Source organism: Streptomyces sp. NPDC002577, assembly GCF_053594815.1.
On record NZ_JBSFWK010000025.1, the window covers coordinates 101,518 to 117,408 of the forward strand.

Annotated in this window: 16 protein-coding genes; 11 read left to right on the top strand and 5 right to left on the bottom strand. The window is 69.2% G+C overall.

Annotated elements, in window-relative coordinates; translation table 11 throughout:
- Positions 1–63 precede the first annotated feature (63 nt).
- Together ACWD4J_RS27220 and ACWD4J_RS27225 are read right to left on the bottom strand one after the other, a co-directional pair.
- Positions 64–1,302, bottom strand: a complete 1,239-nt coding sequence (locus tag ACWD4J_RS27220; RefSeq protein WP_266583056.1) for a tyrosine-type recombinase/integrase — start codon at positions 1,300–1,302, stop codon at positions 64–66.
- Positions 1,303–1,584, bottom strand: a complete 282-nt coding sequence (locus tag ACWD4J_RS27225) for a helix-turn-helix domain-containing protein (protein WP_266583058.1) — start codon at positions 1,582–1,584, stop codon at positions 1,303–1,305.
- A 477-nt stretch (positions 1,585–2,061) separates the two neighbouring features.
- Between ACWD4J_RS27225 and ACWD4J_RS27230 the strand changes: the two genes are divergently transcribed.
- From ACWD4J_RS27230 to ACWD4J_RS27245, 4 genes are all read left to right on the top strand, one after another.
- Positions 2,062–2,283, top strand: a complete 222-nt coding sequence (locus ACWD4J_RS27230) for a helix-turn-helix transcriptional regulator (protein WP_240103720.1) — start codon at positions 2,062–2,064, stop codon at positions 2,281–2,283.
- Positions 2,284–2,986: 703 nt separating this feature from the next.
- Positions 2,987–4,153 carry a DUF3631 domain-containing protein gene (locus ACWD4J_RS27235; protein ID WP_451398048.1) on the top strand — a complete coding sequence of 389 codons (1,167 nt, stop codon included), beginning with the start codon at positions 2,987–2,989 and terminating at the stop codon, positions 4,151–4,153.
- A 355-nt stretch (positions 4,154–4,508) separates the two neighbouring features.
- Positions 4,509–4,958 carry a plasmid mobilization protein gene (locus tag ACWD4J_RS27240; RefSeq protein ID WP_451398049.1) on the top strand — a complete coding sequence of 150 codons (450 nt, stop codon included), beginning with the start codon at positions 4,509–4,511 and terminating at the stop codon, positions 4,956–4,958.
- Complete coding sequence (locus ACWD4J_RS27245) at positions 4,955–6,652, top strand: mobilization protein (RefSeq protein ID WP_451398050.1); 1,698 nt, start codon at positions 4,955–4,957, stop codon at positions 6,650–6,652. Before ACWD4J_RS27240 ends, ACWD4J_RS27245 begins: the two co-directional genes overlap by 4 nt.
- Here ACWD4J_RS27245 and ACWD4J_RS27250 read toward each other — a convergent pair whose 3' ends face one another.
- Both ACWD4J_RS27250 and ACWD4J_RS27255 read right to left on the bottom strand, forming a co-directional pair.
- Positions 6,653–7,198 carry a flavoprotein gene (locus tag ACWD4J_RS27250; protein WP_451398051.1) on the bottom strand — a complete coding sequence of 182 codons (546 nt, stop codon included), beginning with the start codon at positions 7,196–7,198 and terminating at the stop codon, positions 6,653–6,655.
- Entirely contained in the window at positions 7,195–8,475 is a 1,281-nt protein-coding gene (locus ACWD4J_RS27255) for a helix-turn-helix domain-containing protein (protein ID WP_451398052.1), read from the bottom strand. Before ACWD4J_RS27255 ends, ACWD4J_RS27250 begins: the two co-directional genes overlap by 4 nt.
- A 166-nt stretch (positions 8,476–8,641) precedes the next feature.
- On the opposite strand from ACWD4J_RS27255, the gene ACWD4J_RS27260 reads away from it, so the two are divergent.
- The 7 genes from ACWD4J_RS27260 (at position 8,642) to ACWD4J_RS27290 (ending at position 14,970) form a co-directional block, all read left to right on the top strand.
- Positions 8,642–9,073, top strand: a complete 432-nt coding sequence (locus tag ACWD4J_RS27260) for an ATP-binding protein (protein ID WP_451398053.1) — start codon at positions 8,642–8,644, stop codon at positions 9,071–9,073.
- 39 nt (positions 9,074–9,112) lie between these two features.
- A complete protein-coding gene (locus ACWD4J_RS27265; protein WP_451398067.1) occupies positions 9,113–10,396 on the top strand; it encodes a UDP-N-acetylglucosamine 1-carboxyvinyltransferase in 1,284 nt (427 codons plus the stop codon).
- A complete protein-coding gene (locus ACWD4J_RS27270; protein ID WP_451398054.1) occupies positions 10,393–11,628 on the top strand; it encodes a metallophosphoesterase in 1,236 nt (411 codons plus the stop codon). The genes ACWD4J_RS27265 and ACWD4J_RS27270 overlap by 4 nt, the downstream gene beginning before the upstream one ends.
- Positions 11,625–12,164, top strand: a complete 540-nt coding sequence (gene dcd, locus ACWD4J_RS27275) for a dCTP deaminase (protein WP_285562182.1) — start codon at positions 11,625–11,627, stop codon at positions 12,162–12,164. The genes ACWD4J_RS27270 and dcd overlap by 4 nt, the downstream gene beginning before the upstream one ends.
- Positions 12,161–12,697 carry a dCTP deaminase gene (locus tag ACWD4J_RS27280; protein WP_451398055.1) on the top strand — a complete coding sequence of 179 codons (537 nt, stop codon included), beginning with the start codon at positions 12,161–12,163 and terminating at the stop codon, positions 12,695–12,697. The genes dcd and ACWD4J_RS27280 overlap by 4 nt, the downstream gene beginning before the upstream one ends.
- A complete protein-coding gene (locus tag ACWD4J_RS27285; RefSeq protein ID WP_388589446.1) occupies positions 12,694–13,815 on the top strand; it encodes a glycosyltransferase family 4 protein in 1,122 nt (373 codons plus the stop codon). Before ACWD4J_RS27280 ends, ACWD4J_RS27285 begins: the two co-directional genes overlap by 4 nt.
- A gap of 111 nt (positions 13,816–13,926) precedes the next feature.
- Positions 13,927–14,970 carry a serine hydrolase domain-containing protein gene (locus ACWD4J_RS27290; protein ID WP_451398056.1) on the top strand — a complete coding sequence of 348 codons (1,044 nt, stop codon included), beginning with the start codon at positions 13,927–13,929 and terminating at the stop codon, positions 14,968–14,970.
- A gap of 35 nt (positions 14,971–15,005) precedes the next feature.
- Here the strand turns inward: ACWD4J_RS27290 and ACWD4J_RS27295 are convergent, their stop codons facing one another.
- Positions 15,006–15,659, bottom strand: a complete 654-nt coding sequence (locus tag ACWD4J_RS27295; protein WP_388589440.1) for a hypothetical protein — start codon at positions 15,657–15,659, stop codon at positions 15,006–15,008.
- Positions 15,660–15,891 lie beyond the last annotated feature (232 nt).

A 15,891-nucleotide genomic window follows, 5' to 3' on the forward strand; every position in this document is an offset into this window, starting at 1 on the left:
GGGCGTTCCGCCACGCCGCCGAAACGACCCCTGCTGTCAAAGACAGCACGGATTTGGCACACATCACGCCGCGGGATCCTCCAGGACGGCCACGGCCTCGGCAGCCTTGCGGGCTTTCTTCTCCGCTTTCTCCAGCTTGGCCTTCGCCTTGGCCAGTTGCTTGGAGCGGCGCTTGTGCATCTTCTTCGAGACCTCGTCCAGGCGGTCCGGGAAGAGATGCCCGTACGTGTCCAGGGTCAGCGTCGCCGACTTGTGGCCCAGCATCGTCTGGACGACGTTGACGTCCGCGCCGCTGGCGATGGCGAGCGAGGCTGCCGTGTGCCTCAGCTTGTGCGGGGTGACCTTGAGGTGCCCCAGTCCGGCCTTCACGACCGCCGGCGCGAAGAACCGCTGACGGAAGTTGCGGGCCCGCAGAGGCCCGCGCTGCGGGGCGGTGAAGAGCAGTTCCTCATCTCCCCGCCCCTGGACGTGAGGCTTCAGCTCCTCGGCCAGGAACCGCGGGATCGGTACGGAGCGACGCTCGTGGTTCTTGGGGGTGTCGAGGTAGAGCTTGCCGTTGTCCTCGACGTACGCCTCGACGATGTGCGCCCGGCAGGCGTCCAGGTCGACACGTCCCACCTTCAGCGCGGACGCCTCACCCCAGCGCAGACCCGTGTAGGCCAGCAGCAGGATGAACACCCGGTAGGCGCCTGCCGCGTTGGCCAGCCCGTCGACCTGCATGTCGTCGAGGTACACGTGGTCAGCGGGCATCACCTTCGGCAAGGGCACGCCGACAGCCGGGTTGACCGCCAGACGACGGGCCTTGACCGCGTAGCCGAGAACACGGCTGAGAACGACGTACGCCTTGCGGACCGACCGAGGGCTCAGCTTCCTGCCGCCGGTCGCCTCGCCGGACAGCAGGTCCGCGAGCCACTCGGCGATGTCCTCGAAGTGGATGCGGTCCAATGGCGTGGTGCCCCACTTGGGGATCACGTGGACGTCGAGAACACCGCGGTAGCGACCTCGGGTTGAACGCTTGAGATGGAGCTGCGCAGCCAGCCAGGACTCCGCTATCTCTGCGAACTTCGCCCGCGCGGCGGCTGGATCACGGTAGGAGCCGTCGCTGAGGCGGGACTCCATCTTCGTCCGCTCCGCCTCGGCATCGACCTTGCGGGTGAAGGTCTTCATCTTCGGCTTGCCGTCAGGGTCGTACCAGCGCACGCGGTAGCGCCCCGGTGGCGTACGGCCCGCCCGCTTGGCTTCCGCCGCAGCGCGAACGTACGCCGCGTGCCCTATGCGGTCCTCAATCCAGACCCGCGCCAACTAGCACCCCCTCCGGTCATCACTGGGCCCTGACGGGAGTGGCAGGAGCAAGGTCGCGGGAGGAACGCCGAGCGCGGTGGCGATGGCGACGAGGTCGTCGATGTCGCAGCGGCGGCGGGCGCGTTCGGTGCGGCTGAGGGCGGTGTTGGCCATCGGGCGGCCCAGTGCGGTGCAGCGGGCGCCGAGCTGGTGCTGGGTCAGCCCGCGCACGAGGCGTAGGTGCTCGATGGCGCGGGCGGCGTGAAGGCCGGCGGGGCCTATTTCGACAGGTCGGTTGGGCATGACAGATAGCTGTAACTTGCAGCCGACCGTTATGACAAGAGTTAGTTCTTAAACTCTCCAAAAGTCGCTCGGGGGCGAAGTGGTGTTCGTCTCGTCGAATTCCGGTACATCACGAGCCGTTTCAGCGAGGAGGTTGTGCTACCTTCCCTCCGCGTCAAAGAATTGGGCGATTTGAGCATCTATCGGATGAGGTGTCCGGCGGGCTGGCCGCGTCACTCCTGACTGCTGGACACCGCTTCTGAGCTGCCGAGGTACCGGATTCCGGCACCTCGACCGGTTGCTTCGCCGCAGAAAATTTCGGCTTCCGCGGGAGCTATTTCGGCAACCGGCGATCCGCCCTTACAGTTTTGGTCTTCCCCGGCGACGCCGAGGGAAGCAACCGGGAGTTTAAGAATTCACTCTGGACGCTTCCAAGGTGGTGTGGCTGTGTCGCCCACGCCTGCCATCAAAAACCCTGATTCCGATATGGAGACCTCATTGCCGAACCACTCCCCGCGCCTTGCCGGCGCCGAGCGTGACCAGCTCGCCACTCCCGCCGACGTGGCCGCGTACCTCGGGGTACCGGTCAAGACCCTCTACCAGTGGAAGTACCGGGGCATCGGCCCCAGCGTCCACAAGGTCGGCCGTCACCTGCGCTACCGCTGGCGGGAGGTGGACGCGTGGCTGGATGCCCAGACGTCGTACGACCTCACGGCCTGACCCCGCGTCTGGCGCGGACAACGAAGCGGCCCCCGGCGCGCCAACGCCGAGGGCCGAAGACTTCCCGACTGATCGCCCATCGCTGAACGAACGAGCTGGTGAGGGGCGGGACCTTGCCCGTCCTGCCCCTCACCGGAGAGGAACGCCTATGGAGGACCCTACGTCCCCCAGCTCCACGAACACCTCCCCGCCCGGCTGGCCCACTCCCGCGGTCCCCGGCGAAGGCATCCCCTGGCGCCGCCAGGATCAGGAGGACACACGGTCCCCCACGTCGGGGACCGTCGAACACCCGGCGGAGGCGGAAGCATACGGGGACCGTCCCCGGCCGTCTGTCGATGCGGTTGTTGGGGACCGTCCCCGCGACGTGCTTGGGGACCGTCCCCACGACGTGCCCGGTACTCGTTCCCCGCACGTCCCGGTCCCCGTATCGACATCCAGTGCAAACTCGCAGGTCAGCGGCGGGAAATCGGGGACCGGTCCCCAAGGGGCTGCAGTTGCACCAGGGGACCGCAATGGGGACCGTGATCACGGTCCCCGCCAGTCGCCAGGGTCTGACAACCCCGTGGCGGGAGCCGCCCAGCAGGAGGGGACCGGTCCCGTCGACACACGGGGACCGGATCACGGGACCGGCTCCCGGCCTCCTCGGGGACCGGCAGACCCTGGGGAAAGGGGTTCTGGTGAGGGTACGGAACTGCTGGATGAGTTGCGGGCGGTGATCGGCAAGTACGTCGTGCTGCCCAGTGACGAGGCACTGACAGCGGTCACCCTGTGGGTGGCGGCCACGCACATCCAGACCGTTCTGCAGCACGCGCCGCGTCTGGCGGTCGTAGGTCCGACGAAGGGCTGCGGCAAGTCCCGGGTTCTGGACGTGCTCCACGAGACCGTCCACCAGCCGATCATGACGGTGAACATGTCCACGGCGGTGCTCTTCCGCGTCATCGGCAAGAACCCGCGCACGATCCTGGTGGACGAGGCCGACACCATCTTCAGCAAGGCCGGCGACAACGAGGAACTGCGCGGCCTGCTGAACGCCGGACACCAGCGAAACCGGCCCGCCTGGCGCATCTCCGGTCCGGAGCACAAGCCGACCCCGTATCCGACCTTCGCCATGGCCGCGCTGGCCTCGATCGGCGACCTGCCCGACACGATCACAGACCGGGCGGTCGTGCTCCGCATGCAAAAGCGCAAGCCGGGAGAGAAGGTGACCCCGTTCCGCTCGCGCTACGCCACACCGGAACTGAACGCGCTGCGGGACAAGCTGGCCGCCTGGCTGGGCCCGCTGCGCGGCACGGCAGGCCGCATGGCGCCGACCATGCCGGTGGAGGACCGGGCAGCAGACACCTGGGAACCGCTGGTCATCATCGCCGACCTAGCCGGCGGCCAGTGGCCAGCCAGCGCCCGTGCGGCCTGTGTCGCGATGACCCGGTACGAGGCCGTCCAGGACGAGCAGACCAACCTGAAGACAAGGTTGCTGCGCGACATCCACCGCGTCTTCGAGGCACACGGCAGCCCCGAGGCCCTGTCCTCCCTGGATCTGGTCACCGCCCTGCTCCAGGACCCCGACGCCCCCTGGGCAGAGCACGGCACCAACGGGCTCAACGCCTACCACCTGGGCAGAATGCTCCGGGACTTCGACATCCGCCCGGCCAACTACCGGTTCGACAAGGGCAGGCAGGCCAAGGGGTACACCCGTAACCGGTTCCTCGACAGCTGGGCCCGACACTGCCCCGACCTCACCGAGACGGCGCCCGCCCCCACGCACGACGCCACACCCGCGCCCCCGGCCCAGGGCAAACCGCCCGCCGCCCCGGCGGGCCAGCTGCCCATCGGCCCGCCCAGCGGCCCCGCCGGCCCCAAACGCGCCCGCTGACCCATCTCCACCGGGTCCGTATCACTGCGTCGCATCCGTCCCCGCGCAGGTCAGCGCGGGGACGGATGTCCTCGCCGGGACGGACTTCTCCGTACCTGCCCGAGTGTCCGTACCTGTGCCGACCAGGCATGGGACGGATGCGACGCACGTGACACGCCTCCCGCCCCCTCAGTACCGGAGCACCACCATGCACGAACAGCACCACGAACTGCCCATGCCTCAGGAGCAGATGCACACCACCTCAGCCCCAGACAGCGCAGCAAGTTGTCGGGTAAGGAGTCCTTACCCGGCCGCCGCCCCTGGGGTGGCGGAGGCACCCGGCGCCGAGGGGGCACCGGGGTCGGGCGGCCCGGGGGTGCCGACCGATACGGGAGACGCCAGACCGTCGCCCCAAGCCGCGCGGACGCCGAAACCGCAGCGCCGCCTGCGTCAGCCGCGCCTGCGCGAGCGCCGCGTCCATCCGCGTTACAGCGACAGCGAGTTCACCGATCTCGCCCACGCCGCCGCGCTCAGCCGTATGCAGATCGGCGGCTACGTTGCCGAGGCGTCGCTCGCCGCGGCCCGCGCTGAAGACCCCACGGCCGCGATCGCCGACTACCGCGCCATGGTGAAGGCGCTGTTGGCCGCCAATCGGCAGCTCGGCGGCCTCGGCAACAACCTCAACCAGCTCACCTGGCACCTCCACAAGGACGGCGCCTGGCCGGAGCCCGACGTCGTCCACCGGCTGCTGGCCCGCGTCGAAGCGTCGATCGGCGCCGTGGACACCGCCATCGCCCAGGTCATCGAGGGAAGGCAGGGCCGGTGATACCAAAGATCATCACCGGCAAGGGCAGCACCCGCCGTCTGATCGCCTACCTCTTCGGCGAGGGCGACGCCAACGAGCACGTCGACCCGCACCTGGTCGCGTCCTGGAACGACTTCGCCCCCGACCCCGGCCGCAGCCCCCACCGCAACCCCAAGGAGGTGGAAAAGCAGCTCTACACCCAGCTCGACCATCCGGTGGCCATGCTCGGCCGCCAGGCTCCCCAGACCACGGTCTGGCACTGCCCGGTCCGCGCCGCCCCGGAGGACCCGATCCTGTCGGATGCCCAGTGGGCGGAGATCGCCCGTCGGATCGTGGCCGCCGCCGGCATCGCCCGCGCGGGAGACGCCGAAGCCTGCCGCTGGGTGGCCGTACGGCATGCCGACGACCACATCCACATCGCCGCCACCCTCGTCCGCCAGGACGGCCGACGCCCCAAGCGCGACTACGACATCCGGGCCGTCCAGCGCGAGGCCCGCCAGATCGAAGTCGACTACGGACTGCAGCGGTTGAAGCCGGGCGACGGCACCGCCGCCAAACGCCCCACCAGCAAGGAACACTTCAAGGCCAAACGCCAGGGCCAGGACGCCACCGCCCGCGAGGTCGTGCGCATGCGTGTGCGCCGCGCGGTCGCCGCCGCGGCCGACGAGGCCGAGTTCTTCTCGCTGCTGGAGGCGACCGGCGTGGACGTACGCCTCAAGCTCGCTCCCTCCGGCGACGCGCTCGGCTGCAACTTCGCCCTGCCCGGCAACGTGACCGAGGAAGGCGACCCGGTGTGGTTCGCGGGCTCCACCCTCGCCCCTGACCTCTCCCTGCCCAAGATCCGCGAACGCCTCGCCACCACCAGCCCCGAGCCGGCCACCATCCAGCCTGGCAACCCGTGGCACCAGGCCACCTCCGCCACCGAACGCATCCCCCACCACCTCACGAAGGGCGACGAGCAGACGGCCCAGGGCCAACTCGTCGCGCTCGGCGCGACGCTGGACCTGCTACCCGTCATGGCACCGACCGCGGCGCGGGCCGAACTCGAACAAGCCGCCGCTGCCTTCGAGCGCGCCACCCGCTCCCGCATCGCCGCCGACCTCCACAGCACCCGCGCCCTGCGCCGCAGCATCCAGACCATCTGGCGCGAGAGGCCACAGGACAGTGACGGCACCGGGCTCACCATGCTCCTGGACGCCGCACTCACCGCGGTCGCCTTCGCGCTGCACTGGCACCGCACCCGCCACCACGCCCAGCAGGAGGCGGCAGCCGAACAGGCCCTCCTCCACCTGCAGACCGCGTACGCGCAGACCGCCGAGCCCGTCCTGGTGAGCCTCGCCAGCCGGGCACCCGGCCCGCAGACCAAGCGCCGCTTCGCCCACCACCTTCAGGATGTGGTTCCGGAGCACGTTGAGCGCATCCTCAACGACCCCGCTTGGGACGCACTCGCCACCGTGCTCGCCGAGGCAGAGGCAGCAGGACACAACGCAGCCACCGTCCTCGGCCAAGCGCTGCACCAACGTTCCCTGGACGACGCCCGCAGTCCCGCCCGCGCGCTGACCTGGCGTATCCGCCGCCTCGGCGAGCGCCACGTTCCCGGTCCTTGGGCCCAGGCAGCCAGGGCCCACAGTGCCGTGCAACGGCCCAGCGTGCCGGTCCACCCTGCGGCAACCATTGCTCGGCTACCGCAGGGGTCACCGACACAGCGGCGCTGATCAGGCCGGGGCGGACAGCCTGGGCGCGAGCAGCTCCAGGGCTTCCTCCCAGCGGTAGCGGTCGGCCCCGCCGCCGGCCTTTGGCCGGTGTGGTTCGTACGAGCCGATCAGAACGCCCATCTCGCGTAGCCGTTCCAGACTCTGGCGGTACGCGGGGTGGGCGGCCTGGGCTGAGTTCAGGTACGGCAGCACGGCGACCGGAATGTCCATGGCGGGTGCTTCGCACAGGACGCCCAGGGCGAGATTGTCGGAGATTCCGGCGGCCCACTTGTTGATGGTGTTGAAGCTGGCCGGGGCGACCGCGATCGCGTCCGCGGGCCGGGTCGGGCGCGGTTCGCCCGGTGATCGCCAGGCCGAGCGGATGGGGCGGCCGGTCTGGGTCTCGACCGCCTCCGCGTCGAGGAAGCCGAGTCCTTGTGGGGTGGCAATGACGCCGACGTCCCAGTGCCGTTCCTGTGCTGCGGTGATCAGCTTGCCGACGTCGGCGGCGACCCCGGCCGCGCAGACGACGATCTGTAGGAACGGCTTGTCGGGCTGATCACTCACGCGGGCACTCCCAGTTGGCGGCTGAAGTGGTGCAGCTCGGGCAGTGCCCGGCGGCGGTCGCGGGCTGCCATGTCGGCGACCAGTTCGCGTACGGCCGGGCGGCGGATGTCCTGTGCCGCGCAGCTCTCGGCGATACGCAGGGCCTGGTAGCCGTCGGCGAGCCTGCCCTGCTGACTGTAGGCGCGGGCGGTCTCCACCCACAGCGCGGCCCGGCGCTCGGGGACAGGAATGTGCCGCCGCATGAGCGGCCGTGCGGTTTCCAGGGCGATGCCGGCGTCACCGAAGGAGACGGCTGCGCTGATCTCGTGGAGTGCGACGTTGGTGGGGCTGAAGTTCGCCCAGGCGTCCGGCCGGTCGATGGAGACGTAGCGAGCGACTTCCTTGGCTTCGGTGAGGAAGTCCCGGGTGGTGTCGCGGTCGCCGTTTCTGCTGGCGGCGGTCGCCCCGCGGAGCAACAGCAGACCAACCGCTGCCAGGTACCGGGGCGAGCGCTGGTCGTAGGAGCCGGTGAGCTGGTCGGCAGTGTGGCGGACCATGTTCACGGCCTGGGCCGTGTGCTTCTCCCGCACGAGGACGTGAGCGTGGACGCGGACACTGGCGGCGAGGACGACAGGATCCCCGGACCGTTCCGCCTCGGCCATGGCCCGACCGGCCGCGAGCCAGGCGTTGCCCTGGTCGGCCCGCTTGAGCAACAGGCTCACCGACGTCTGGTAGGCGGTCGCGAGCAGCCCGGACACCTCCGCCAAGCCGGATGAGCCTCCGGCGGCCTGCCGCAGGTCGGCGATCAGACCCGGCAAGGTCTGCTCCAGTTCCGCGTAGTCGCACGTGCAGAACATCCGGCGTACGGCCCGTGCCCGGCCCCGCAGCTTGTCGAGGCCCAGGGCTTGCCCGGTGGCCGCGGGGCTCGCGCCTGGCAACAGGACTTGGATCAGGTCGTGATGTGCCGCGCTCGACGACGGCGGAGCCGCGAGCGCGGCGACGCTCGCGGCAAGGAAGGTACGGCGGTGCATGTCCTCTGTTCCGGGCTCGGCGGGGCTGGCATCAGAAGCGGCGGCGAGGCCGAGACGTTGCGGCGGAATCTCCAGCGCCTGCGCGATCTCGCGCAGCACTCGCACATCCTCGGTACCCCTGCCGCTCTCCAGGCGGCTCACCTTCGACTGGTGATACCCAAGCGCGGCGGCAACGTCCCTCTGCGAGCGCCGCTGTAACACGCGTGCCTGACGGATCACTTCGCCGATCCGTCTCGCTTCACTCTGTGCCTCGGCCACCTGTGCCACGGCCCCTTCTGCCGTCGCCGATCCTGCCTGCTCAACCGAGAGTAACCGAGCGGCATTTGGCAGTGATGCAGCTCCTGCATAAGTGATGCAGCCCCGGCACACCGACTGGTTCCGCTTACCTCCGGAGCGGTTGCGTGGAGTGGCCGAACCGACCAGGAGGCCGCTCATGGAAGCGCATCACATCCGGATTCCCGTCTCCGGCACGCCAGCTGCCGCAGCGTCCGCGCGCCAGCAGCTCGCGGACGGGATACGGACTTTCGGCGCCTTCCTCGGCCCCGAACTCCTGGACGCGGCAGAGCTGGTCGCCGCAGAGCTCATCGCGAACGCGGTCAGGCACGCAAACGGCGGCCCGATCACGGCCGGCGCATGCCTGAGCGACAAGGGACTGCGGATCGAGGTGAACGACGCCAACCCCGCCGTCCCACAGGTCGGCCTGTCGGATGTGGACGAGGAAGGCGGACGCGGGCTGTTCCTCGTCGCAGCACTCGCGGACCGCTACGGCTTCGATCCGCTGCCGCCCGGCAAACGCTGCTGGGCCGAGTTCAAGGTCAGCACCCCACTACCCACCGCATCACACCTGCCCCTGCAGAGGAGTTGACCGTTGACAGCCGTACGGATTCCCCCCGTCGCCGCAGAAGTGGTCGCCGTGCGACCCGGCAGCCCACTCGCCGGCTCCATCACCGTCGACGGCTCCAAGAACGCGGCCCTGCCCCTGCTGGCCGCCGCCGCGGCCCTGCACCGCCCGGTGCATCTGAGCAACGTCCCGTCGAACACGGACGTCGAGACCATGCTCACCCTGCTCCAACAGGCCGGCTGGCACACGGCCCGTCCGGTCAGCGATCCGCACACCATCGTGATCCTGCCGAGCGACAAGCCCCAGCCAGGCCCCGATCCCGAGGTCGCCGCCCGCATCCGGGCCTCGTACTACCTCGTACCGGCCCTGCTCGGCGCGTCCGGGCGAGCCCGGCTGCCCTGGCCGGGAGGCTGCCGGATCGGGGAACGCGGGATGGAGCAGCACTTCAACGTCTACGAGCGCTTCGGTGACCGCACAACGGTCGATGGACGCGGCTACCTCGTGGAAGCAGCCACTGGTGGGACCGGAACCGTGTCCGTGGTGCTGCCATTCCGCTCTCGTGGGGCGAGCGTCGCTGCCCTCCTGCGCGCGGTCGTAGCCGACCGGCCCCTGCGCCTTGGCCATCCCAATCTCTCGCCTGAAGTGATCAGCGTCGTAGAGGCGTTGCAAGTAGCGGGATGGGAGTGCCGGGTCAGTGAGTCGGTCCTGACGCTGTCACCACCCACTTCCGTCCCGACGGAGACCACCGTCTGGTCGGTGCCCGGCGACAAGGTCGAAGCCGGGACTCTGGCCTGTGCGGTCGCGGCGACCGGCGGGGAGGCACGCATCTGTGGCGTGCGCGGCGACGACGTCGCTCCCCTGGTCTCCGCCTTGAACTGGCTCGGAGTGCCTGCCGACGTCGAGGGCGATGCCCTCATCATCCAGGCCCACGACGCCGAACCGACCGGGCGATCGCTGCGTGCCATCGCCTCCCTCTCCCCCGACGGATTGGATGCCGACTTCGAACCATCGCTGATGGCCCTCGCCCTCGGACTGCCCGGCACTCACCTGTTCGCCGACACCATCAACCCCGGCCGTCACGGCAACCTGCTCCCCCAGCTCGCGCGCCTCGGCGCCGAGATCCACGAGCTCTCGCCCACCGAATGCCGCCTCACCGGACCGCAGCAGCTGACCGGCGCCGGCGTGGAGGCCACCGACATCCGCACGGGCTCGGCCCTGCTCATCGCCGGCCTCACAGCGAGCGGCGTCACCACCCTCGGCGGCCTCGAACAGCTCCGGCGCGGCCACGCCGACCTGCCCACCAAACTGCATGCCTTGGGCGCCGACATCTGCGAGGTCACTCCATGACCCGGCAACTCCAGCGAATCACCGCCACGACCGACGTCCACTCCTCCTTCGCCCAGGCCACATCAATGCTCGCCTACCTCCACGCCGCCAGGGCCGAGAGCCTGATCGTGGACTGCGGCGACTTCTTCGAAGGCACCGGCTTCTACCGCTTCGGCCAAGGGCAGATCGAGCGCGAGGTCCTCACCAGCCTGTACGACCTGCTCGCCCCCGGAAACCACGGCTGGCCGCACTACTTCGAACCGCAGCTGCACGAAATGACCGTGTGCGCGAACGCAGCCGACGGCAGCGGCAGGCCGCTCTTCGACCGCGTGCGCATCGAGCACATCGGTGGCCGGCGAGTTGCCGTCACCGCGGTAATCGGCCTGCAAGCCTTCAACGCGACCCCTGCCAACCAGCGCACGGGCCACCACGTCACCGACCCGGCCCAGGCCCTGCGCGAGGTGATGCTGGAGCACCATCACCGTGCCGACGCCTGGATGGTGCTGTCCCACTCGGGCTTCGAGGAGGACCTGAAGCTGGCCGCTGCCTGCCCGTTCACGGACGTCATCTTCGCCGGGCACTGCCACAGCGACACTTACGGCCCCGTGCCCGTCGGTGACACCCTCGTCGTCAAGGGCCACGAACTCGGCGTCGGGTACGCCACCGCCGAGCCGGTCGGGGCCGGCTGGGCCGTCCGCATAGGCACCTTCCCCGACACGTCCCTGATCCCCGAGGACCTCGCCGTACTGCAGGAGAAGATCGCCCTCGTCGGCAGCACCCTGGGGAGCCGGCTCGGCATCGTGAACGAGCCGTATCTCAATACCCTGTTGGACCGGCGCCTCCTCTTGGGCGAGATCGCCACCCGCCTGCACACCGGCCTCGGAGCGGATGCGGTCATCCTCAACGAGACCGCTCTGCGCCCCGTACAGCTCGGCGATGTCCTCACCCTCGGCGACCTGCTCGCCATCGAGCCCTTCGGCAACCAGCTCGTCCACGCCTTCCTCTCCGACGATCAGTCCGAGGACCACGCCAAGCTGCTCGCTCACCTCGTCGAACACATCGGACCCTTGGCAGTCGCGCCCACGCCCCTTCCGCCCACAGCGCGCATCGTGCTGACCACCGACTACATCGCCGACACCTATCTCGGCGGCCGCACTCATCAAGCCGGACTGCATCTGGGCCAGGCGGTGCGCAGCGTCCTGGCGGCCCCGTTCGCTGACTCTGCCGACGCTCTTCAAGGGGGCGCTCAATGATCCTCACCGGGCCCGAGATCAACACGGCCGTTGCCGACGGACGCCTTCGCATCACCCCGTTCGACCCGAAGCAGACGAACCCCAACAGCTACAACGTCCGCCTGGGCGCCACCCTGCTGACGTACGCCACCAAGGTCATCGACGCCCACCACGCCAACCCCACGCACACGATCCGAATCGACACGGACGGATACGTCCTCCAGCCCGGCGAGCTGTACCTCGGCCACACCGTCGAGGAGGTCGGCTCGGACCTCTTCATCCCACTGCTCTTCGGCCGCTCCTCGGTCGGACGGCTGGGGCTATTCGTCGAGATCACCGCCCCTATCGGTGACATCGGCTTCCACGGCCAGTGGACTTTGATGCTGTCCCCCATCCGCCCTCTGCGGGTGTACGCGGGCATGAAGATCGGGCAGATCATGTTCTTCGTCTCCACCGGGGACGTCGACCTGTACCGAGGCAAGTACCAGGGCGCCGCCGGCCCCCAGCCTTCCCGCTACTGGCGGGATGCGGCACACGTGCAGGCGGGCGCCTCGTGATCCTCACCGGCTCCGCCATTGCCGCTGCCGTCAGCGCAGGCGAGATCACCATCGCGCCCTACGACCCGGCACGCCTGTCCCCCAATGCCTACGACTGGCGGCTGGGCGACACGATCCGCATCTGCGACGGCGACCTGGACGCCGCCGCCCCCACCGCCTTCACCGAGCTGGCCATCCCCGCCTCCGGATTGGTCCTGCAGCCCGGCGTGCTCTACCTCGGCGTCACACTGGAGAGGACCGGCTCGGAAGCGTATGCCCAACTTCTCAACGGCAACCGCACCATCGGCGCCCTCGGCATCTGGGTCCACGTCTCCGCGCCACTCGGCCACCAGGGCCACGCGATCCGCTGGACCTTGGAGATCCGCGCTGCCAAGCCCGCCCGCATCTATCCGGGAATGACCTTCGGCAAGCTCGTCTTCCTCACCACCCTCGGCACCCCGGCCAGCTACCAGCAACAGCGCGCCAAGTACGCCGCCACGCACGGCATCGACATGTCCCGCCTGTACGAAGAGATCCCCCAAGGAGCGCTGTGAGCCCCCTCGTCCGCTCGGCCGCGGGGCCGCTGGCCGCCACCTTCCTCGACCTCCCAGCCGGCAGCCCCGGCGGCAGCGTCGAACTCTTCCTGGACCTGTACACCGGCGACAGGCCCCTCATCCCCGCACGAGCCTTCATGCTGGCCCCCGCCCGCCCCAAACCCCACCTCCCCGCCGGGCTCAACCTGCTGACGGTCGCCGGCAAGTGCCTGGAGGGCGCCGCCTTCAGCCGCTACGTCGCAGCCCTGCGCCGGGCGCTGGTGACCGCAATCGATCCAGCCCAGATCGGGGTACTGCACCTGCAGCACCTCACCTTCGGCGCCACGCCCGCCCTGCTCCGGGCACTGCCGGCCCACCCCAGAATCGCCTTGGTCCACGGCACCGACCTGATCTTCGCCGAGGCCCACCGCGACCAGCTCCAAGTCCTGCGCGAGACGGCGAGGGCCGCCGACGCGATCGTCGTCCCCACCGGCGCGATGGCCGACCGCCTTCTCAAGCTCGCCCCGCAGATCGACCGCCGCAAGGTCGTCCGCATTCCATGGGGCATCCCCGACCATCTGCTCACCGATCCGCCGACGCGGCCCGCCCGCACCTCCACCAGCCACCTACGACTGCTCTACGCAGGCAGGCTGACCGCCGAGAAGGGCGCAGAGCACTTGATCACGGGCCTGGCGCCCATTCCAGGAGTCGAGCTGAGCATCGCCGCCCCCAGAGCCCAGTTCCACGCCTTGGCCCCGCTCCTCCAACGGACCGGAGTGCGGGCCTGGTACCTCGGCTGGCTCCGCCGTCCACAGTTGTGGAAAGCCTTCGCCGAGCACGACGTCCTGGTCATGCCGTCCACCACCCTGGAAGCCATGGGCCTGGTCGCGCTGGAGGCCCAAGCATGCGGCCTGCCTGTCCTGTACCAACCCGTGCCCGGCCTCAACGAAGTCCTCGCCGCGTCCGGAGTGGCCACCGACTTCACCCATTCCGCCGCACTCGCCCGCGACCTCGACCGCCTACGGACCGCCCCCGGCCTGCTGCCCGCCCTGCGACAGACGGGCTACGCGAACGCCGCCCGCTACCCCCTCACCACCACCGCCCAGGCCCTGGCCGACCTCGGCCGCCAGCTCACCTGAGAAAGCCGCCGACCAGCCCCCGCATCCGACGTCCGACACGCCATTCCCCCACCGGCCCTGCCCTCGTCACTACGCTGATCCGGCGGATTGCCCACGGCGAACAGGGAGACCATGACGTACAGCACCGACCGCATTGAAGCCCTCCTGAACGAAGGCGTCCGCGACAAGATCTACCCCGGCGCCGTATGGGCAGTCGGTGACGCCACCGGCACCCGCGCCCACGGCGCCACCGGGGTCCTAGACCCCAACGAGCCGAACGTGCCGATGCAGCCCGCCACGGTCTTCGACGCCGCCAGCCTCACCAAGATCCTCGCTGTGTGGGCCTCGATCGGAGCCCTGTGGGAGGAAGGCAAGCTCGACCTCGACTCCCCGCTCAACACGTTCTGGTCCGAAGTCGACGCCCACCCTCTCGGGGCCGTGACCGCCCGCCACCTGCTGACCCACACTGCCGGCGTACCGCTCCGCGCCCAGCTCAAAAACCTCTACGGCACCGACCCCCAGGACATCCGCGACGGCGTCCTTCACGAGGCCCTGCACCGCCCGCCCGGCGAGGCTGTCGAGTACACCGACCGAGCCGCCCTCATCCTCGGATACCTCGCGGAACACCTTTCGGGTCAGCGCCTCGACCAACTCTCCACGGAGCGGAGCTGGCAGCCGCTGGGCATGGACTCCACCCGATTCGGTCCGCTGTCCGCCGAGATCGCCGCACAGTGCGCACCGACCGAACTCGACCAGGAGACCGACACCCACCTCAAGGGCGTCGCCCACGACTTCTCCGCCCGGCTCCTGGACGGAGTGTGCGGCATCGCCGGCGCCTTCACCGTCCTCGATGACCTTGCCGTCTTCCTGCGCTACATGCTGGACACCTCAACCAGCCTGGGGCGAGCCGGATTCGGCCCCGAGTGGACCAGGCAGTCACTGACCGTACAGACCGGCACCTTGGAACCAGTGCGCGGGCTATTTTGGCACCCCGCCCCTGCCACGCACCCCGATGAAGACATCTGGGTCCACTACGGTTTCACCGGCACCGGCATGTGGATCTCACCCCACCAGGGGCGCTGGGCCGTACTCCTGACCAACAAGCTCTACTACACCCGTGACCGCCAGCCCCTGACCGAAATCCGTAACGCCTTCCGTGGCCTGGCCTTCCCCTGATCCCAGCGGGGATCGGTGCTCGGCACCGTACCTGCCTATTTGCCTGGGAACATCACCGGCAGCAACGTCGTCAATACCGCCAGACCAGCGCTGACTGTGCTGCGGTACAACCACGCACCCACCATGACAACAGCGCCCATAGCAAGCGGCATGGGCAAGTGCCACACCCGGATGCCGAAGGCCACTGCCACCATCACACCAACCATCATCGCTAGGTTGAATGCCTCACGCCGACGCGCGGGTTCGACCAGCTCCGCACCGTCAAGAAGAGCTCCCACGTACCCTTGGGCATAACGGTCACTGATCTTGAGTGAAAGTGCGGCAAGCTTTCGAGCGGCTTCCTTCCTGTCGAGGTCGAACCCAGCGTGAGCAGCTCGCAGGGCGGCAACAACCCCGCTCGCGTGAGCCCGCAGCCCGGGACGGCGCCATGACAGCGCCGGCACCGTGCCGCGCATCGACCGCGCACCTCTGACCCGCATTACTGCGAACCGCAAAGACACACCATGCAGATCCGCGCGCATGTGCGGGGCGCGGGCAGTCTCAGCGCACTCGCCGATGAGGTCGGCCCAGCGCTGGACCCGTTCGAAGGTCATGCTGCGGAGTTCGAACGCGTCTGCTGCCCACACAGCCAGACGTCGTGCAGCCAGAAAGCTGGCTCCGACCAGCAGCACACCGTGCCCGAACGACACCCAACCTTCCCGGCTGGACACAGACGCTTCGGGTGGGTCCCCGTATACCGCCTCTTGAACCCAAGCCGGCGTGTACGTCAGGACCAGGACCCGCAGTGCTCGGCCCACAAACGCCACCACGAAGTAGCCTATGGGGATCAGTGGGCGGTTCGTGAGTTGATGTCCGTTCCGGACTTGGTTACTGCTTCTTGCTGAAGGTGCCGGGCTCGGCCTCGGTGAGGATTCCTAGTGT

Bases quoted from the DNA above. Each gene is read 5' to 3' on its own strand.
- ACWD4J_RS27225 (WP_266583058.1), bottom strand. From the start codon at position 1,584: ATGCCCAACCGACCTGTCGAAATAGGCCCCGCCGGCCTTCACGCCGCC.
- ACWD4J_RS27260 (WP_451398053.1), top strand. From the start codon at position 8,642: ATGGAAGCGCATCACATCCGGATTCCCGTCTCCGGCACGCCAGCTGCC.
- ACWD4J_RS27270 (WP_451398054.1), top strand. From the start codon at position 10,393: ATGACCCGGCAACTCCAGCGAATCACCGCCACGACCGACGTCCACTCC.
- dcd (WP_285562182.1), top strand. From the start codon at position 11,625: ATGATCCTCACCGGGCCCGAGATCAACACGGCCGTTGCCGACGGACGC.
- ACWD4J_RS27290 (WP_451398056.1), top strand. From the start codon at position 13,927: ATGACGTACAGCACCGACCGCATTGAAGCCCTCCTGAACGAAGGCGTC.